The organism is Microvirga pakistanensis (assembly GCF_004458765.1).
GTDB lineage: Bacteria > Pseudomonadota > Alphaproteobacteria > Rhizobiales > Beijerinckiaceae > Microvirga > Microvirga pakistanensis.
In genome coordinates this window covers 17,924-37,590 of sequence record NZ_SPJX01000251.1, presented here as the reverse complement: position 1 = coordinate 37,590, position 19,667 = coordinate 17,924, and the positions used below count along the sequence as shown (strand labels likewise).

The 19,667-nt window shown below is 60.5% G+C and carries 10 protein-coding genes and 1 pseudogene; 8 read left to right on the top strand and 3 right to left on the bottom strand.

All coding sequences use genetic code 11. The features are described 5' to 3' along the window. Positions 1-81 precede the first annotated feature (81 nt). Positions 82-1,281: an ABC transporter substrate-binding protein gene (locus tag E4K09_RS14370; RefSeq protein ID WP_134498105.1), complete on the top strand. Its 1,200-nt coding sequence runs from the start codon at positions 82-84 to the stop codon at positions 1,279-1,281. 728 nt (positions 1,282-2,009) lie between these two features. Here the strand turns inward: E4K09_RS14370 and E4K09_RS14365 are convergent. Then, positions 2,010-2,384, bottom strand: a complete 375-nt coding sequence (locus tag E4K09_RS14365) for a cupin domain-containing protein (RefSeq protein ID WP_134498103.1) — start codon at positions 2,382-2,384, stop codon at positions 2,010-2,012. Between the two features lie 255 nt (positions 2,385-2,639). Here E4K09_RS14365 and E4K09_RS14360 point away from each other — a divergent pair, with 255 nt between their 5' ends. The 7 genes and pseudogenes from E4K09_RS14360 (at position 2,640) to E4K09_RS14330 (ending at position 8,178) form a co-directional block, all read left to right on the top strand. After that, positions 2,640-3,257: an NAD(P)-dependent oxidoreductase gene (locus E4K09_RS14360; RefSeq protein ID WP_134498101.1), complete on the top strand. Its 618-nt coding sequence runs from the start codon at positions 2,640-2,642 to the stop codon at positions 3,255-3,257. A 698-nt stretch (positions 3,258-3,955) separates the two neighbouring features. Further along, positions 3,956-4,219: pseudogene (locus E4K09_RS31055) on the top strand (Arm DNA-binding domain-containing protein); the annotation flags it as partial. Continuing rightward, positions 4,220-5,209: a tyrosine-type recombinase/integrase gene (locus E4K09_RS14350; protein ID WP_244610500.1), complete on the top strand. Its 990-nt coding sequence runs from the start codon at positions 4,220-4,222 to the stop codon at positions 5,207-5,209. Then, positions 5,199-6,032: a hypothetical protein gene (locus E4K09_RS14345; protein WP_134498098.1), complete on the top strand. Its 834-nt coding sequence runs from the start codon at positions 5,199-5,201 to the stop codon at positions 6,030-6,032. Before E4K09_RS14350 ends, E4K09_RS14345 begins: the two co-directional genes overlap by 11 nt. A 94-nt stretch (positions 6,033-6,126) precedes the next feature. Further along, the gene (locus tag E4K09_RS14340; protein WP_134498096.1) at positions 6,127-6,333 is read left to right on the top strand and encodes a DNA-binding protein; all 207 of its coding nucleotides are present in this window, start codon (positions 6,127-6,129) and stop codon (positions 6,331-6,333) included. A gap of 289 nt (positions 6,334-6,622) precedes the next feature. Next, positions 6,623-7,660: an AAA family ATPase gene (locus E4K09_RS14335; RefSeq protein WP_134498094.1), complete on the top strand. Its 1,038-nt coding sequence runs from the start codon at positions 6,623-6,625 to the stop codon at positions 7,658-7,660. Positions 7,661-7,851: 191 nt separating this feature from the next. Then, entirely contained in the window at positions 7,852-8,178 is a 327-nt protein-coding gene (locus tag E4K09_RS14330; protein ID WP_134498092.1) for a hypothetical protein, read from the top strand. A 555-nt stretch (positions 8,179-8,733) separates the two neighbouring features. Here E4K09_RS14330 and E4K09_RS14325 read toward each other — a convergent pair. Together E4K09_RS14325 and E4K09_RS14320 are read right to left on the bottom strand one after the other, a co-directional pair. Then, positions 8,734-14,061, bottom strand: coding sequence for an AAA family ATPase (locus E4K09_RS14325; RefSeq protein WP_193557291.1), 5,328 nt, complete (start codon positions 14,059-14,061; stop codon positions 8,734-8,736). 344 nt (positions 14,062-14,405) lie between these two features. Beyond that, the gene (locus tag E4K09_RS14320) at positions 14,406-19,361 is read right to left on the bottom strand and encodes an AAA domain-containing protein (RefSeq protein ID WP_134498090.1); all 4,956 of its coding nucleotides are present in this window, start codon (positions 19,359-19,361) and stop codon (positions 14,406-14,408) included. Between the last annotated feature and the right edge of the window lie 306 nt (positions 19,362-19,667).

Sequence of the window (19,667 nt, the reverse complement as noted above, 5' to 3'; positions counted from 1 at the left end):
ACACCTGCTCCAACCGTCCAAAGATACTCGGGATGGCAAGCAACCGCTGACCGGACGCACCGTCCCAACAGGGAGGGAGCAATGAAGGCAAGGCTCGTTCGCAGCGCCGTGTTGGCGTTTTTCCTGACAGGCGCCGCGCAGGCACAAGTCTCCGTCAAGCTGGGTGTCCTGAATGACCAGTCAGGAGTCTACTCCGATCTCACGGGCCAAGGCTCGGTGGTCGCCGCACGTCTGGCGGTCGAAGACTTCAGGCCCGTCGACAAAGGCATAAAGGTCGACATCATCTCGGCGGATCACCAGAACAAGCCGGATGTCGGCGCCAGCATCGCACGGCAGTGGTACGATCAGGAAGGTGTTGACGTCATCCTCGACGTTCCGACCTCTTCGGTGGTGCTCGCTGTCAACGCCCTCACCCGTGACAAGAACAAGATCATGATCAGCTCGGGCGGCGGAACCTCCGACCTGACCGGGACGCAATGCTCGCCCAACACGATTCACTGGACCTACGACACCTGGGCGCTCGCAAACGGCACGGCCAGCGCGATGGTCAAGCGTGGCGGCGACACCTGGTTCTTCCTGACTGCGGACTACGCCTTCGGGCACGCGCTCGAGCGCGATGCGGCAGCCCAAGTGAGCAAGGCCGGAGGCAAGGTCCTCGGCACAGTCCGGCACCCGTTCCCGGGCCAGGACTTCGCATCGTTCATCCTCCAGGCGCAGTCATCGGGGGCAAAGGTCATCGGACTGGCCAATGCGGGTGGCGACTTCGTCAACGCCATGAAGCAGGCGGCGGAGTTCGGCGTCGTGCAGGGCGGCCAGAGTCTCGCCGGGCTTCTGGTGTTCATCACGGACGTCCACTCGCTCGGTCTCCAGGTGGCGCAGGGTCTGGTGATGACGGAGGCGTTTTACTGGGACTTCAACGACCAAACCCGGGCCTGGTCCAAGCGCTATGCGGAGAAGATGGGAGGCAAGATGCCATCGACGGCCCATGCCGGGGTCTACTCCGCGACGCTTCATTACCTTAAGGCCGTTGAGGCCCTGAAGGACAAGGATGCGGCTAAGGTCATGGCCAAGATGAAGGAGATGCCCACGGACGACCCCGTGTTCGGCAAGGGCAGCATCCGGGCAGACGGGCGCAAGATCCATGACATGCACCTGTTCGAGGTTAAGAAACCCGCCGAGTCGAGAGGTGCGTGGGACCTGTACAAGCACTTGGCCACAGTTCCAGCCGACCAGGCTTTCCGTCCGCTCAACGAGGGTGGCTGTCCTCTGGTGAAGGGCTGACTGGCGGGATCCGGCCTGGAATGCGGCAAGGCCTGGACGGGCGCCGTCACCCGGACTTGTCCGCTTTGAGCCACCGCCTGCCGGGCGTATGATTGCGACACGCCCGGCGGATTGCCTTACCTCCCACCTGGAGGCGGCCATGAACAGGCTCAGGAAGCCCGGTGTCGTGGCGTTCGCGTATGTCGTGCTCGCTGGTGGCTCGGCAGCCTCGATCGAGACCGCGACCGATGCCTAGTCCGGAAGCTATTTCCTGGCCTGTGCCAGACAAATCCACCTTTTGGACGGCCATTGGATCGGCTTTGAGGTGCGAGATGGCCTCGCGCAGGCCGTGGCACTCGTTCACGAGGACCGATTCCCGCCGGAGCAGCCACCAGGACGTCCTTAGGAGCTTCGGAGCACACCTCGAGCACTGCCATCGCAATGTTGGCGCTCGCCGCTTCCAAAACCTCGACCGCGCCTCCCCAGGCTCTGCGTCCATCGAAGTAGTCGCCGGGTGGATCGATCTTTTGCGCCGATGCTGGTCAGATGCGGATCCTGGGCAGGCCGCTCGTTCGCATGAATGACCTTCCGATGAGGAGCAACCAGCCCTGGGTATCGGCTCCTTACGGTCAGGTCATGCATTCGGGCATACACTCGTTCCTCATGGGGAACAGGTTCGGCATATGGCGCTGAGGCGTTCGCCGGGAATTGGCAAGGAGTGCTCTCAGCGGTTGGAAACAGCAGGTGAGTCAGTTCACCATTATGGTGTCGAATTCCGCCAGCGTATCCCGCAGTTGGCCTTGATCCGTCAGCCGGCGTAATCGAGCGATGAGCCGATCCAGCCGCGGGGTGAGCACGATCAGGTAGCGGCTCGGCTCCGTGACCCTATAGGTGTGGGCGAGCCCTGCCGGCACGAAGACCGTGGTCCCTGCGGGGGCGTCGACCTCGCCGTCCTCGAACCTGAAGCGGAGGTTTCCTTCGAGTACGTGCCAGGCTTCGTCATCTGAACGGTGAATGTGCAGGTAGGACGGTCCGGAGTCGGTCCACTCATGGATGACCAAGGTTTCTCCACCCGCCGCGATGGGCGGCAAACCCGGCTTGGCGATAATTGACGACGCGGACATCGAGCCCCCGAATGGTTGAGTGCAACTGCGCACGGTGGGTGGTCCTCGCTTCGGCAGCGGTTATACGGCACGAGACACCCCCGATCCGTGCGCTTGGTCACCCCCCGTTTGGGCAGATGGTGCAAACATTACAGGTAGAATCGGGAGCGGCATGACATACGAAGCTGCTCCTGTGACCTCGGCAAGGTGAGATCGAATGGTCATGCTGTTTCAAGGGATGGGATCTGCTCTCTCAGGCCCGAAGGGCAGACATTCATGAACATCATCGTTTTCGGCGCGAGTGGAGGTGTGGGGCGCTGCCTCGTCGAGAGAGCCCTGTCGGAGGGTCATAAGGTTACGGCGGACACCCGGGGAAGGACCGACCTGTACTCGACAGCTGCCCGCAACATCGTGCGGGGAATGCGGTTGCAACGGGTACGGCGCCTCATCTTTCTGTCGAACTTCGGCGTCTTGGTTGAGACGGCAACGGACATTCGGGAAGTGGCGCTCCTGTTCCTCGCCAAGCGAGTTCTCCGCCACACGTTGGACGACCACCGACAGGCATTGGACATAATCCAGGAACATGTGCCGGAGTGGATTGCAGTGCGCCCCCTGCCGCTGACCAATGGCGTACCAACTAGACGGTATCGGATCGCTGTTGATGGCATTCCTGCCAATGGAACCCACATCACGCGGGCGGACGTCGCCCACTTCATGTTGCGGCAAGCACAACGGACCAAGCCTATCTGTGCAAGGCACCGGCGATTGCCTATTGAGAGGCAGCGGAGTTCCGGCCGCTCCCCCTTTTGTGAGCGCAAGTCCGGAACGAGCGGCCAGCCGCTCGCGATCTCGTCGTCGAACTCGACCGTCCCGGCTGCGATGGGGCCGCGGTAGCACTGCCTGGAGCAGTTCTCAATCGTTACGTACGCAACCGAACGCAGGGGAGCCTGTTTTTCGCCCTGCTGACGCCCGGCGCCGCTCAGGTCGGAATAGTAAAGATGGCGCGTCTCGTTAGATCGCCTCGAGGGTTGAGGCAGGTTACAAATCTCGTCTGCGCCTAATAGTTGGTTCACCGCAAAAGAGGCTCGAACGCCTGGAGCAGAATGAAACAAAGGTCAGTTGTGGGTCAAACTCGGCCCCCACAGACAATCGCGCCAGAGTCCGTTTAGAGGCTCAAAACCGCCATCCAGTTTAGCCTTGGGTTCTCGTACAGCTACAGTGCAATTGCTCGAACCATAGCTATCGACAGCCTTAGCCATGACGTCCATGGGCTTAAACGAGCCCTGCAGCACCAAAGTGCTCCCGGTGCTTACTATGTGATTACCAGGATTGAGATCTGCGGCCTGCCGGCTGGCCACTCAGGAGCTAACCTCTTGGGAAGTATGGTGAGCGCGCTGGGACTCGAACCCAGGACCCTCTGATTAAAAGTCAGTTCCTAGCCCTGATCAGCACCTAACGTCTGATCACATTCATAAAGGCTATCGACCAAGCGCTGCAAGGAGTTGGTTGCATTTGTTAAGCTTCGTTAGTATCAGGCGATAACAGCCGGTAACACCCTCCTCCCGTTACCCTGGCGTTACCCGGAATACACGATGCCTGCTCCCCTCACCGCTCGATCTGTCGAGAACATCAAGCCTGACCCCAGCCGCCGCCTCGAGCTTCCCGATGGAGCCCTCCCCGGCTTCTACCTTGTGGTCCAGCCCTCTGGAGCCAAGTCCTGGGCCGTACGGTATCGGGCTGAAGGAAAGCCCAAGAAGTTTACCCTGGGCCCCTACCCTCGCCTCTCGCTTGGAGATGCCAGGGAGCAGGCCCGTACCGCCCTGCGCCTGGCCTCTGAGGGCCGTGATCCTGCTGCCATGCGCACAGCCGCCGAGCGGGAAGCCGAGGCTTCCACCAAACTGCGCTTTGGCTCCGTCGTAGCGGAGTTCATCGAGCGCTACGCCAAGCCGCGCAACCGCACATGGCCCGAGACGGAGCGACTGCTCACGAAAGCAGACCTCGCACCTTGGCAGGATCGGGACCTACGCTCGATTTCCCGCCAGGAGATCCTTGCGGTACTGGACGCCATAGTGGAGCGGGGAGCTCCCATTCAGGCCAATCGCTTGGTCGCGGCCCTGCGCCGTTTCTTCGGCTGGGCGGTCGAGCGTGGACTCTTAGACGCCTCGCCTGTGGCTTCGCTCAAACCTCCTTCGGCAGAGGAGGCCCGAGACCGAGTACTGGCTGACGGGGAGCTTCGGGCGATCTGGCTGGCGGCCGAGGACATCGGTTATCCCTTTGGGCGGGCCGTGCAGCTGATGATCCTGACCGGCCAGCGCCGCTCCGAAGTTCTAGAGGCGGAGTGGTCAGAGTTTGATCTGGAGCGGCGTCTCTGGAGTATCCCGCGGGAGCGGGCGAAGAATGGCACTGGGCACGTAGTCCCGCTCTCACCACTCGCCTTGGAACTGATCCGAGGTATGCCCCGGGTCGGGCAGGGACAACAGCTCCTATTCACCACGAACGGGGCAACACCCTTTTCAGGCGTTTCCAGGGCTGCGGAGAGGCTCTCCAATCTAGCTGCGGAGTATCTGAACTCCGATCCCGGCGGCGTGCTTGCTCCCTGGCGCCTACACGACCTCCGGCGGACCTTTGCAACGGGATGCGCTCGGCTTGGAGTCTCTCTGCATGTAGTGGAGAAGACTCTGAACCACACCTCAGGCACGTTTGGCGGCATCGTAGCGGTGTATCAACGTCATGAGTTCTTGGATGAGCGTCGCCGTGCCATGAACGTCTGGGCAGATCACGTTGCTGACCTAATCCGTCGGGTACCTCAACTAGTAGAACCTGCGGAAACATCTTATGCAGCCTAAGCGTCGCCGTGTCGGAACGGGAATTACTGTGCGAGATGAGATCGACCGTAAGTGGCTTTCTGCGGACGATGAGCCTGATCAACTGCTTAAGCGGTTCGTATGGACCCTTTCCAAGCTCCCTTCCCAGAACTGGTACGAAGAGTGGCGTTCTTATGCGGCTTCCGTTCTCAAAACCCATGGTCTGCCCCCTTGTTTTGGGAACTATTATCAGAATGAGACGGGTCACTGGGTCGAAGACGGTTGTTTTAGAGAAAGCCTTCTAGCGCTGCACAAAGCCTTCTTTCAGACAAATGAGGCAGAGGATCTTCCAAGCCGCTACTATAACTATCCATCACTGATTGATGATCGATACCAGCCGCTCACCGAAATTGCTGAGGCCAAGTTCGGCTCTGACAGTACTCCGCATTTTGCGGCTCGGATTGCACAGGCGATTTGGGATTTGGAACTGAGTAGAGAGACCAACAATGCACCAGGGGCGGAAGCGGCAGCTTTCTCATTAGGTCATATCGCAGCGTCATTGAAGCTCAAGTTAGAGTGGGAGGGACCTGCCATATCTGGGCAGAAGGCGAGAATGAATATGGCCGAAGCTCGCCAGCGCGGGGCTGGTGTCCGTAAGGCGAGAGCCGAAGAATGGCGCGCGCCTGCACGGAAGGTTGCACGAGAAGTTTGGCGAGAGCGCCCAGAGCTTTCAATCTCAGAGACAGCTCGACGCGTGCGCAAACGTTTGGTCGATGCGGGCTACTCCAGTCTTCCAAGCAGTGATCGCGCGGTCCGGGATGTCATCGGAGACCTCTCGCCGCAGAAAATTGGAAGCATCAGATAGATGCTTCCAACCATCGCTGGAACTGGCTTTTTGAGAGTTCCAATGCGGTAGTTCAATCCTGTGTTCGCCCGTTAACACAGGAGCGAACACCTTGATGCATAGGCACTACATCACCCGAAAGGCCCTTCGAGCCCGCTACGGGGGCATCTCCGAGATGACCCTCTGGCGCTGGGAACACGACGAGAAGCTCGGGTTCCCAAGGGCCCTCGAGATCAACGGTCGGAAGTACTACGATCTCTCAGAGATTGAGAAGTTTGAGCGTACCCAAGCGGAATTTGCCGCTCGCAAGCGGATGGCGTGAAGATCATGGTATCCGCTCGTCATCCCCGCCCGCCGCAGCGTAGCCCCGAGCCGCTGGAACTGTCTGTCTACGATGGACGGAATCTCCTCGGCCATATTCTTGAGCATGGTCGAAATTGCACAGCGGTAAGCTGGCCTGCCCAAATTACGCTTGGCACCTTTCCGAACAGGCGGCTCGCTGCGGCTGCTCTCTCAGCCGCAAACCTCACTATCGGAGCCAATGCACAACCTCTTCTTAGCCCCACTGATGCGATGGGTCGCGTCTGCGCAAGCAATCGAGGAGGCGCACAATGACCAACCTCCCGAGAAGACCGACCCTGACTACCTTCACTGCGGCGGAGCTCGCAATTCGGCAGATGCCGCCAGCCCGATTTGTTGTTCCTCGGTTCATCACTGAGGGCCTGACCCTGCTCGGTGGACGGCCCAAGGTAGGGAAGTCATGGCTTCTCATGAATATCGCCCTCGCGGTTGCTACTGGCCGGAACATTCTAGGGGAGAAGGTAGCGGCGCCAGGCGACGTTCTCCTCCTAGCACTTGAGGACAACGAGCGGCGGCTCCAGGCCCGGCTCAATCTCATGCTTGCGGGTGAAATAGCTCCCTCACGTCTGCACCTTGCCACAGTCTGCCCTGCTCTAGACCAAGGTGGTCTAGCGGCGATCCGGGACTGGTGTCGTCGCCTTGATAATCCTCGCTTGATTATCGTCGACGTCTTTGCCCGGGTGCGCCCCAGGGCACAGTCTGGCGCTCGCCTGTACGAGGCTGATTATGACAGCGCCCTGCCGCTCAAGTCCCTCGCTGATGAGTTAGAGCTCGGGATCATTGCGTGTACTCACACTAGGAAGGAGCCAGCTGCTGTTGACCCCTTTGACAGCATCTCAGCCACGACAGGGCTGGCCGGCGCGGCGGACAGCATTCTGATCCTGGACCGCAACAGCACTGGTCCAACGCTATATGGCCGTGGCCGCGACATGGAGGAAGTTGAGGTTGCGCTCGTATTTGAGCGAAACACCGGAACTTGGAAGCTCATCGGAGATGCGGCAGACGTAAACCGCTCTGATGAGCGGAACGCCATTATCGCAATACTCACGGCGGCAGACCAACCGCTCAGTCCTAAGCAGATAGCCGAGCGGTCAGGCCTTGGGCATGCCTCCGTCAAGCATTTGGTTCGGCGGCTTGTTACTACAGGCGAAATCACCAAGTCGGCTCGTGGGACGTACTCATCTGCGGGCGCCCCTGTACACCTCGTTCACTCTATTCACTCCCTCTCTCAAAGAGTGACGATGGTGAATGGAGTGAACGGTACCGGTACAGCGACGAGCAGCATCTGAAGCTGCTCATCAGGTCAACTGTCCCTAGAATTCCCTACGTTACGGAAGTCCCCAGCCCTGAATGTCGCGTCTGAAACACAGACGATGTCCGTCTGAAGATCTGTTTTAAGTGCGCTCGAACGGTAGTCACGCAGATGCGTGATCTGCCCACAGTCGGCCGATACGGCCACAACCATAGAAGGATGTATTTAATGACAACGAAAACTGTCGATCTGGAGCTGGATCACTATGAAAGTGAGGCCGATCGCCATGATCAAGAGATGATGGACCAAGGAGCTGATATAGCAAAGGATTTGTTCCACTATCTTCTTTGCGATCCCCGAGTGCGCGGTCGAGAAATCGAGGCTATCTGGTATTATCTTCAGAATCGGGACTGGCCACTTTTCCCGCTAATCGAGCGGTTCCTTGAAGGGCCAAACCCCGGTTGGGAATCTGAGCTCGAGGAAGCTCGTAAAGAATACGAGTCGCGTACCTTCTGGCACCCGCTCCCGTTTGCGTCTGATGAGACGTTGGACTGACTCTCGTCTCTTCCATAAGCGGAAGTGAGGATATAGGCCTCCTCGGTTGGCTCCGCTACCGAGGAGGTTATGCCATTTAGGGACCGTCTACCCGCTTACTGGCTTGCGGGTGCGCGCAACCCCGATGTTAAAGCATATCCAACAGTTCCAATTTCTCGTTTCGCTTCGCTGATATAGCCAGATCTATTCCCTGCTCAGACATGTAGCAGGACCGATGGGAAAGAGCTGTTCGTGAAGCTCATGCGTAGCGTGGTAGAGCCTCGCTGCGAGGCCATTAGGGAGCCCCCTCTCAATGGCTAGGGTTAGCGCGTGATGTTGCTCCGGGTGGAGGGTTCCAACAAGCAACTAGACCGACTTCTCCCGACATAGCGACTCCAGCTACTGAGAGGCCTTGCTTTGTTTATGGTTTAGCTTTTCCAACACCGTGGCAGAGGGTTACGTCATAGCATCCAACCGCAACCTAATCGCCGAGGCTCCCTTCCTCTCGCGGTGCTTGCTCGATCCAGTTGTCGACACCAATGATCGGACAACAAGCCGATGGAGGACTTCGCCACATCAGAGCAACTGGATCCCTCTGAATGCCTCGGCTTGCTCAAGCGCCGCGCTACGGCGATCGCCGAGATCAATTAGTGCATCAAGAACTCGGAGCAACTGCCGTGCCTGGTCGGCACGAAGCGGAAAATTGGCTTCAGCAAGCCGCTGGACTGTCGCCGCTGTACGGGCGGGCAGCGTGGTTGCAGTCCAGACGCTCTTGGTGGTCGTAAGCGAGTTGAGGACAGCGTTCGCCTGGACTGCAAACATGTCGAGTGGATACGCGCTACCCGCCCGCTCGCAAAGCGTCAGAAATTGATCCATGACGTAGGACGACCAACCGGTAGCGGCGACCAACCGGGTTACGAGCGGCATCACTATGCGAACTTGCGACCAATCACCGTTGGCAAACCGGGCGGCGCCCGGAGCCTCCTTGTCGACAGGCACGAACAGGAGCGCCCGGATTAGCTTTGGCAAGTCCCATCCGTGAACCTGACCGGCGCGATAGCTGTCCGGATCGAACACGGGATCCCGGACGACCCGCTCGACACAATCATTCAGCAGGTCGAAGGCATTGGGGAGAATTGTCGGGGCATCAAGGACGTGCCGTGTTACCATCTTGTCAGCAAATTCAGCCAGGATGCCCAATCCGGCCTCGTCGTCTGTCAGGAACGGCGCCAGCAGTTCCTTGCGCACGAACTCGACTTCAAGCAAAGGCGCAGCCCGCGCGAGCAAATCGCCCAAGACGTGGTTCCATTCAATCAACAAGGAACCATCGGTATCAGATCGCCGCCGAGGCCTGTCCTGAAGCCATGACGGCATGAGCCGTTCCGCAGTCCAGACTACAAGCTCCTTCAAGGCGGCGGCCAGCATCGGCTTATAGCGATCAGATTGACACCATGCCTCGACGGGGAACAGCGGAAACAGGTGCGCTGCGTAGGTCGCATCAAAGAACGGATTGGGTTCGTGCCAGCCGGCTTCGTCAGAATGGCTATAATGCACTTTTCCCGACAACTTGACCCAAGCCGGCGGAATGGATGCCAATGAGGAGTCAGCGGTCTCGTACAACCGCTCACGCGCGCGAGCGAGGCTTTGCTCCCGCGCCTCTCGGTCGGCGCCGTCGTCCTGACGCCCGTTCTTGATCTCGAACCGGTGATGGAACGAGAGCTCCATGGCGAGTTGGGCGGCAACCCACCGCACATGCTCGTCCGGGTCCATAAAGAGGCCAGCAAACGCGAGCTGCACCACATCATGGATCGGGTGGAGCGTAAGATCAAACAGCCGGAGCACCGAATCTCTGCGCGGCGAGCCTGATCGGCGGTCATGCACCAACGCGGCGACAAGGTGGTTGGCCGGATGCCAAGGGATCTTCGAGCGGCTAAACGCCTCCTCTGGCTCCGCCATGATCGCGACGCGACCCATAACATCCCAAGCCCACTCGTAGTCCGCGCTGGCGGCAGAACCGAAACGGATGACGGCTGCGGCAACGGCAGTGATCGTCGTCTGTGCGGAGTGCGTGCCTGCCTCGTGCCGCTCAGTCAAGATCGTGGCGTTGTCTCGGGCTTTGGCGAACACCACAGCGTCGGCTAAGGTCAGACCGTCGGCAAGGACGTTCTCCTGAAGCGACTTCGTGGCCCACGCGATAACGCTATACTCCTGCAACGTGGCGGTGCTCTCCTCCAAGCGCTTTTCCTGCGCCGGCGTCAGTGGGACAGGCGGCTCATAGGTGATCAGGGCTTCGTCCGCGACAGTTCGATGCTGGCGGTAGTTCCGAACGTCGCCGAGGCCCGCCCATCGCTCCGCAGACTCTTTCAGCGATGCCGCGGTGCGGGCACTCGTCCGTGCCTCTTCGACCTCGTAGGGCAGATCACGCGGAAAACCGGCCAGGGCCTCCTTGAAGCGCCGCTGCAGGCCATGGTCCGCGGTCAGAGCAAATTGCATCGCAAGCTCACGAACATCGCGCCTGCGACTCCGCCGGGTGTCGAGGAACTCCTTCGCTTTGGCCTTCTGTCCGGTCAGGCGCGACAGAAATCCGAAACCGAACAAGTCGACGTCCCGCGTCGGCTCTTGCGCGACACGGGCCAAATCGTGGTGCCAGAGGCGCTGACAGGCCACGATTGGAAGTGTCGTCTCGGACGTATCGTATGTCTCAAGCGCTAGAGCGAGCGCGAGCCCGAGGACCGCATAGCATTCGCTCCCTTCGACAACGGCGCGGATCACCTCGTCCGTCGGCCGGTTGGCCTCGAGCTGTCTGAATGCCCAGTAACTAAGGGATAGGAAAGCGCACTCAAGCGGATTGGGTGCGAGATACCCGAGGAACCAGCTGTAAACATGCCAGTCGCCCCAGAACTCCTGCTTACCCCAGGGAAACTCAAGGATCACGGGAACCGGCGTCCCCATGCTGTCACGGTTGAGGAGCTGAACTTGGCGCCAGCCCTTGGTCGCATGGTTAGCGAGATCGTGGATCAGCGCGAGCGCGGCCTCGGGTCTTTTGGCGAAGAGGCCGGCAAACGGCTCGTGAAGGGGTGATGTCGGATGGTAGTAGAAGCTATGGCGGTCGATCCCAATGTCGTCGAGATCAATCCGGTTGCGTCCCTTGATCGGGAAGTGCGGACCCTGCAGAGCAAGGATTTGCTTCATCGTCCGGTCTTGCTCCGGAATGGCGCGAAGCTGTTCGAGCCATTCCACATGTTCTCGATACTCGCGCTCTTCACGGTCAAGCCGATCCTGCGGGAGCTCTTCGATCAATTCCGCTTTCGCGACGGCAACCACTGCCGTCGGAGCCACTTCTGCCATGATTGGCGTGAACGCCATCAGGTCACCATAGGCTTCCCGTCGCATGCGCTCGTTGTTTGCTGCGCGTTCGAAAAGCGCGATCGCCGGTGCAGGATAGGAACGTGCGGACCGCATGATGATCGTACGCAGGCCAATTGCGAGGCGCGACCGTGCCTCGGAGCCGAGGCTCTCCCACCGGCCATGCTTAAAAGTGAGTTTTTCGGAGTACTCGACGCTCTCTAACTCAACTAGCCAGTTGGAGCACACATAGATGAGGGCTGCGGAGCGCGGGTTCTGGAGGTCCGCGAAAACGTTCTGCCAGACACCGAAGACTTCAACCACGATAGGCTGCAATCGAGCGGGCAGGATCGAGGCGATCGACAGCAGCCAATCCAGGAGCCGGCCCCAGCCCTCGAAGTCCGATGGCCAGCCAAGCCTGTCGGCCAAACTGAGGCGATCCACACCGTCCATGCCAGCATCACCTTGGAGGATGGCTGGGCTGGGGATCGTGTGCTGGGCTTGGAACCAGACAAGCAGCTTCTCAAGCAGCGCATAATCGTTCTCGGCGAGGAGCGCCTGGAACTCCTCATGGCGTTGGACGAAGGCTGGTGTGAGCGGTGGAGCCGTCAGCCACTCCCGTAGCCACTGCGTGCGCAGTGGCTGACGCTCAAGGTCCCGGTAGCCCGCCGACCATCTGCCCGGCGACGCGAGAGCGTTTTGCGCGAGTAGTCCAACCACGCGGCCGAGCAACGGCGGCTCGCCCGCGCCGATCAGGGCGCTCGTCCAGTCGTCACCAAGGTCGATGAGCAGCCGGAAGAACGCCCACTCGAAGAAGATGTCATGCGTGAAGGAGTATGCCGCGCCGGCATCGTGGACGCGGATGACGTGATCGGCCTTCAAAGCGGCGATCTGGGCTACCGTGGCATCCTTGAGCGGGCGGGCTGGGATGCTCTTTCCGAGATTGCGCACGCCCGTTTCGGCTAGGTCCAACAGCGCCCTTTGCCGTTGCGGCACCGCTTCTTCCGGTGCATCATGGCCGGCACGCGCCCACCAGGCCGAGATGAGGTCGACCTCGGTCTGCGGTGTTGTCAAGTCGTCTGGGAAACTTCGCGCGAGCACAGCTGCGAAGAACGGTCGCCGAGCGATCTCGCGGACGCCTGCCGGGCCGAAGAGCAACCGCCTCAGATTAGGCTGTTGCCGCGCTAAAGCCTCAGCCTCCTCGTCTGAGAAGCTCTCGACGGGAACGTCCCCGATGCCGGTTCCCCGATAGAAGCTTGCCGGAAACCACGCCCGGTACGGCTCAAGCCCTCGGTCGCGCGAGGTCGCCAGGACCTTCCAGTGTGCAAGCTGTTCGTTTTCCTCGATTGCTCGGAGAATATCGGTGACAATGCCTTTCTGATCGGGCCTGATGCGGTCGATGCCATCGATGAACAGGACCGGCGTCCCCGTCACGCTGATCTCGGCCAGGAGATCGGCAACCCTGCGGTGCTGGAGTCCGAGGGCGGCCGCGAAGGTCAACCAACTGGTTCCCTCAAGGCGGTCGGACTTCAGGAAGAGAATCGACCCTTTGGATCCCTCGATTCTGGCGATCCGTTTGAGTATCGCGGATTTGCCGCACCCTGGAAGGCCGCTAAGGTTGACGAGACGGCACTCGGCCAAGCGGTCCCTGATGCTTCTTTCCAGAGTGGGGCGTTCGACGCGAAAGCCCTCGATCTCTTCGGACACATCTGCCATCCAGTCACCTGAAAGCGCCTGCAAGAGATCGATATCGCGCCGGTAGTTCGGAGCGACTTTGAGCCGTACGGCACCACGGAGTTCGCTCAGCAGCGTCTGCCGCGTCCACTTGCGGGCGGTGCCGGCGCCATCGCGCGCAATGCGGCGGAGACGGTCGAAAAGCAAAAGGTCTTGGCCATCCTCGTTGGCTGCAACAAGCTCCTGGAGGCGGTTGGCTATCTCCGTTCCAAAGATACCCCCTTCAGCCGTGCCAGCGAGGTGCAGCGCCACGAAATGGGCATAGAACTTGCGCTCCTCATCAGGGGATTGGGCCCCAAGAAGCGGGGCCAGTTCCTCACGCAGGGATCGCTCGGCAGCGGCCGCAGCGCCTCCAGGAGCGAATCGCTGCGCAAAATCATCACCGGAAGGACTGCTTTTGGCCCAGTCGATCAGCCGGTTCAGCGTCCGGAAACGCCCGATGGCGACATTCTCGACGACGAAGCCATAGGCATCGAAGTCGCCATTGAAGCGATCAGTTGCGCGGGTCGCGACGGCGCGCGCGAGGATGTCGCGGAAGGCATCATTGGCGGCGCTAATCTGGATCGTACGTTTTGCCTGGAGGCTCAGCCTCCGTGGCAAGCCGGCATCGTCAAGCTCGACGATAATGTCGTCCATGGGGTCGCCGTGCCCCTCCTGCTGAACCGCCACCGTCTTCACGATGCCATTCAGTCCGGCAATGCGCTCCTCTCGCAACAACGCGGCCAGATGATAGGCGACCACTGAGTCTTCGTAGGTAAAGCCGGCTCCGCCTGTTAGCTCAGTTGACGTCGCTGATTGCTTTTCTTCCGAGGTCAAAGGATCCATAAGCGAGCTTTCCCAGTCTAGACCTGCCAAGTCGCGCTACTACAGACGCCAGCCTTGCTTAAGGCATAGAAGCAAGGCTAGTCTACCCGACTGCCGCGGCCCTATTCATATCCGCACCGACCTTATGTAGGCTAACCCTTGCTCTTTAGCGTGCGGCGGATACCTGTGATGCTATGTCGAACCCACTGCATACTTTGAGCCTTTGGGTGAACAGGTGGATCACTTCCGAACATCGCTAGCGCATTCCGCTTGGAAGGGGCTTCGATCTTAATTTCCTTAGCGCCTCGTCCGGGTTGCGTCATTTCCCTTGATCATGTGCGAATAGAAGCTCCTAGCTTTGCCTGCTACTGAGCAACAATTGTTTTCTCAGTTCGCACCACGAGGACACGTCTCAGTCGGCCATCCACCTCAAACTCGACCTCGTCTTCCTCTGTCAGACCGATCAATTCTTTGCCTAGCGGCGAGTGCGCTGCAAGGAAGCCGTTCGTCAGATCGTCCCGGATTGGGCTCAATGTGAATGTCGCCGTCTTGTTATCGTCGAGGTATCTGATGACAACTCGGTCACCAGCACGGATCCCAGTGGAGGAACCAATTGGCTTCTCTACATCGTTGAGACTTGCCCCATTGTACTCCTGAACTTGAGGTTCGACCTGCTCTTCAGATTTCTCTGAATCGCCAGCCCCTGCATCAGCCAGTCTCGACGGCAAGGTAATATGGGCGGTGAAAACCCTATGACTTATCACACCATTGGAAGGCTCAATCCCGTGGCGCTCGAGTGTCGCAAACAGATCATCCATGCAACCATTCGGATCGAGCGTGAAACTCGACGCCCAGCAGCGCCAGAAGCGCCAACCAACCCGTTCGAGAATGCGCTGACGGCGCATGTCGTCCGCCCAGCGCTCCGGACCATGATACTGATCCCCGTCACATTCGATGGCTAGGCGCCGCCCGTTGGCTCCCTCGACGACAAGGTCGATGCGGTACCCCATGGCGCCGACCTGCGGAGTCACCCGATACCCGCGCTCCAGAAGACGCCGTAGCACCTCACGCTCGAAGTCCGACTCGCACATGGCCTCAAGGTCGCCCGTGGGCGTGGCCGCACCGGCCATCGGATCACGGAAGTGACGGATCACACGCGCCTTCAGGTCCTCAGGTTTGAGTTCCTCCTCGCGGACCGAGCGGACGAGCACGAGACGGTCGCGGGCACGTGAGAGCGCCACGTTGAAGCGCTGCTCGAACTGGGCTGCCGTCTGAGCCTGCTTGCTGTTGGGATCAGCGATCATGGACAGGAAGACGATATCGCGCTCGTTGCCCTGGAAGGTAGCACTGTCACCGCAGGCGATCCGGTGGCGCATCATCAGATCTTCCCCGAGCTTATCGAGAAGCGTGCGGTTAATGAGGGCAGCCTGCTTCGCTCCAATCAGCGACACCACACCGATGCTGCGCCAGCGATCCTGGGCCTCGATACGAGCAAGGGCGGGATCCTCAACAATCTTGCGGATCTCACTGACGATCACCTCCGCCTCCCGCGGGTTCTGCTTATCCCCCTGGCGGCGCCCGTCCGGCACGTAGATGTCGACGAGCGGCGGATCGAGCCGCTCATGCGCCGTCGGCACGCGCAACGGCACCAGAGGCTCAGGGTAGAACTGCATGGAGAACCGGATAATCGGTTCAACGCACCTGAAGTGCTCCTTGAGCATGACCAGCTTGTCTGGGAACATGACCTTGGCGAGGTCGTAGAGCGAGGCTCCCGGAAGCAGAAGCGTCTTAAAGGGCTGCCCTTTGAGGAAGCCGTTCTCAAGGCGGTCAATCTTCGCGTTCTCGATAAAGGCAGCCGTCGGGCTCACCTGCTTGTCGTCGCCGACCACGAGGATCTTCTTGCCGCGAAGGAGTGCCGGCACCTCACGGATGTCCGATTGAGAGGCCTCGTCCATAATGACGAGGTCGAATGAGCCGACCTCGCCAGGCAACTGCTCCGCAACGCGCCATGTCGGCATGATCCAGCACGGAATGGCGTCGTAGCACTGCGCCATAGCGCTACGGGCGTCGCGGCGATGCCGGACGGCTCCCTTGCCGGTGCCCTTACCGGTCCTACGGAGGGCTGTGGCGAACATCATCAGGGCAGAGCGCACCGGCCCAGACATGGACCGACCAAGCTCATAGAAGGTTCGCTCGCGCACCACCCGCTTAAAGGTTTTCCGAATTTCAGCATCAAGGCGGACCCGTTCCTCGGCCAGGCTACGCAGCCGATCCCGGTCATCGATCCGCGCCAGGTAGGCCGAGGCTGCCGCCCAATCCCATGCCTCACGCCAGTCGACAGGGATCAAGGCATCCGTCTCACCTTCGACTGGTTCTATGGCCAGACGCCGGCTCCAGAGAGGAGCCCCTGCTTCGCGGATCCGGTCTGTGACGGTGCGGGCAAGCCCCAAATGGTTCTTATGCTGATTCAGATCATCGATTTGGCGCCTCAAGGCACCCCAGAGGCGGGCAACGGTCTCTGTCCCGATATTGGATCGGCCAATAGCCTCGCCCAGCAGGTCGCGAGCCAGTTTTCCGATCTTGCCTGATGCATCCGAGAAAAGCGCCTCGAGCCGGGACACTTCAACGCCCGCGGCAGCGAGCTGTGCGGAGGCGGCCGCATTTCGAAGCGCTTCCTCGACGTTTGTCATCCGGCCAGGATCGCGCCACAGATCCCGGGGCGCGCTCGCCCCAGGTACGACCTGGCCGAAGACATCCTCAAGCGTGCGCATGGCGCCAGCCCCCTCCACGAGGACGGCATCAAGGAGGCTGACGAGTTGCTCGATTTCCCGCGCCGACCCTGCAGACGGAGCGCCAATCTCCTCGGCCAGCGCCCGCCACCGGACGCTCAGTGAAGTGATCTGCTCCCGCCAGACGAGGTATTGGCGAATGTGATCCCAGTCCTCCCGAGCAGCCGGCACGCGCCCTTGCACCTTAATGGCCTGCACAACCGGCCGGAGGGCTTTCTCGCGAAAGGCAAAGAAGCCAAAGACCTCCTCGCCGTTGGCGAGGCGACCGATCAACGTGGTCGCCTCAGCGGCTGCTGGCTCGAAGGTATCAGGCAGTTCCACCGGCTGGGCCAGGTAGCGCTTCCGCTCCTCGACAATCGGCTTTGCGTCTTCCACGAACCGCAGGAGCAGATCGAGAGCGCCAACTCCCCGCTCGTCAGCGATCGCATGCTGAGCCACCGGCTCAAGCCAGGAATTGGCCTTGGTAATCGCTTGAACACGCTGGAGGGTCTCAAGGGCTTCGGCTCCTCGCAGCGCCTGCCCAATGGCACCAGCGGAACCAATGCGGATCGTCAGCGAGCTATCTCGTGAGGCTGCCCCCGCGAAGCGCTCGGACCGGACGAGGTCCTCATGCAGCCGGGCAATGACCTCCCCGTCGGGTAGATCCTCAACCGACGGGAGCACCGCATCCAGGTACTCGAGACGGGAACCGAGGGTCAAACGGGCCGCTCGAAGAGCGGAGATCTCATCGTCTGACAGACCAGCATCCTGCGCGGACTGCTCCGGGCGATCCTCGAACCACCTGTATTGCTCTGCCGAGGAGACAATCCGCTTTGCAAGCTCCGCCGGCCGCTCACCAGCCGCTGTCGGGGCGAGCTGCAGCAGGGCGAAGCGCTCGATCTCCTTATCGACCGCCTCAAGTCGGGTCCGGAGGCCAACAACAGAGGCTTCTAGGTCCCGGATCAGACGCGATTGCTCGCTGGGCTTGATACTCTCCACCACTGACTGCAGGAGGCGCACAGCCGTCTCGAGTTGCTTAAATCCTTCTCGCTCCGTGGCCGTAATACTGATCGCGAGATCCCGAACCCCTTCGGGCAGCTGGTTCCGCAGGACCGCAAGGGCAGGCTCGCCATGCGACACGACCAGGACCCGCCGGCCCGTGGCCATGTAGTGGCAGATGATGTTGGAGATCGTATGCGTCTTGCCCGTGCCGGGCGGACCCTGCACAACGATGCCATCGGTGCCTTCCAGACGGCGCACGATCTCGATCTGGTCATCGTTGAAGGGCTTGGGGAAGAAGAGGTCCGTCGCCTCGGCCTGGGGCGCTGCCTCGGCTGTCCCGCCCATGGTCTCGCCGACGCGATTTCCCAGTGGAGCCCAGATATCGTTCGGCTGCTCGGAGGAAGGCCCCATCACAAGGGTCTGAGCCGGGCCCGGCAGAGTGCCTTCCTCGGCGGCCTTCTCGACCGACTTCTTCAGGTTCTCAAGATCGGCCAGGATGAAGCTGTCGGACCGTCTCCGGGCAAACAGAACCCAACGGTCCGAGACGGTCAGGTGCTCGCCGGCCGAAGGGACAGGCTGATCGGGTGCCAATGCCTGGCGATCGGGCAAATACACGCCTTCGGCATCCAGACGGGCCTGACAGGCACGAAGGATAGGCTCGAATCCCTCGCGCCGATAAGGCGAGACACCCTCATCGGCATCGACGGCCGCGATCGCCCGACGAGACGCGTCTAACGCCAGAGAAGCCCCTTCGACACCGAGTTCTTCGAACGGGCGCATGTTAACCCCGGCTGTGGCCGCCCGGGGCCTGACCTTGATCTCACCGCCGCCGAAATCGTCGATTTCGATCTCAACGAGACGCTCGACCAGAGGAAGGTCGACCTCATTGCCATCCCTGAGCCAGCGAGAGAGCCCCATACCCCAAACAAGCTCGAAGGACTTGTCGCCTCCTCCGAGTTCGGCGAGTTGGGTGACCTCAAACAGCCGCTGATACAGCGCTAGGGACCGCCGAACTGGACGTTCCGCCACCGACCAGGGCAACCATTGTTCGGTGATCCACGTCTCGGCAGCGCTCCAGACGTCGGGGCGATCCTCCAGGCGCAGGCGCACATCCCAGCGGGGAATGGTCTCGTCCTTCTTGATGGCTTCCGCCACATCCTCCGGGCGCACGGCTCCGGAGGCGAGGAGTTCATCCCGTTCCGTCTCCGCCACCGTCCGAAGCAGGTAGTCCCGCAGTTTCGGCTCCCGCTCGGGATCGGGGGTGATCTCCAGCCAGTCTGCTGTGGGTTCTGGCGGTGCGGGAGGATCACTGCGCCGGAGCCGCTCCACAGCCAGCCACACCGGGCCATCCTCGTCCACCAGATCGTGACGAACCCCAGGCATGGCATGCAGTTCGTGCTGGTGCAGCACAAAGGTCTGTCCGGTAGGAAGCCGATGCTCCGACAGCCGCAGGGCTGGCCGCTCATCCAGCCGGACCACTTGCTCGACATATCCCAGAAGATTGTGAAGGCGCTCAGCGGCAGGTGCGACAGTATCAGGTGCAGACATCATGTTCTTTGGTTTGCTTCGTTCCTAGCCCCTCGAACGAAGCTTTCGTGATGGCAGAGTCCTCTGAGCGTCTAGGGTCGGTCAAGCTTAAAGTGTCCCGCCTTTGGGCGTCACAATGACCATCCCTATGGCTCAAAGCTTCTCGGAAATGCTCGACAGAAAGGCGTGAGCAGTCGATTAGAGCGTAACTTACTTACAGTACGGGGTACTCGAGGATCGTATTGCACTCAGTGTCGGACAAGGTCACACGAAGATGCGAGTCAGAGCGTTCGGCCCTGCAGGCGCCGGGACGTTCCTGACCTTCCGCTT

Coding starts and splice junctions, on each gene's coding strand:
- E4K09_RS14370 (WP_134498105.1), top strand. CDS start 82: ATGAAGGCAAGGCTCGTTCGCAGCGCCGTGTTGGCGTTTTTCCTGACA.
- E4K09_RS14365 (WP_134498103.1), bottom strand. CDS start 2,384: ATGTCCGCGTCGTCAATTATCGCCAAGCCGGGTTTGCCGCCCATCGCG.
- E4K09_RS14360 (WP_134498101.1), top strand. CDS start 2,640: ATGAACATCATCGTTTTCGGCGCGAGTGGAGGTGTGGGGCGCTGCCTC.
- E4K09_RS14350 (WP_244610500.1), top strand. CDS start 4,220: ATGCGCACAGCCGCCGAGCGGGAAGCCGAGGCTTCCACCAAACTGCGC.
- E4K09_RS14345 (WP_134498098.1), top strand. CDS start 5,199: ATGCAGCCTAAGCGTCGCCGTGTCGGAACGGGAATTACTGTGCGAGAT.
- E4K09_RS14340 (WP_134498096.1), top strand. CDS start 6,127: ATGCATAGGCACTACATCACCCGAAAGGCCCTTCGAGCCCGCTACGGG.
- E4K09_RS14335 (WP_134498094.1), top strand. CDS start 6,623: ATGACCAACCTCCCGAGAAGACCGACCCTGACTACCTTCACTGCGGCG.
- E4K09_RS14330 (WP_134498092.1), top strand. CDS start 7,852: ATGACAACGAAAACTGTCGATCTGGAGCTGGATCACTATGAAAGTGAG.
- E4K09_RS14325 (WP_193557291.1), bottom strand. CDS start 14,061: ATGGATCCTTTGACCTCGGAAGAAAAGCAATCAGCGACGTCAACTGAG.
- E4K09_RS14320 (WP_134498090.1), bottom strand. CDS start 19,361: ATGATGTCTGCACCTGATACTGTCGCACCTGCCGCTGAGCGCCTTCAC.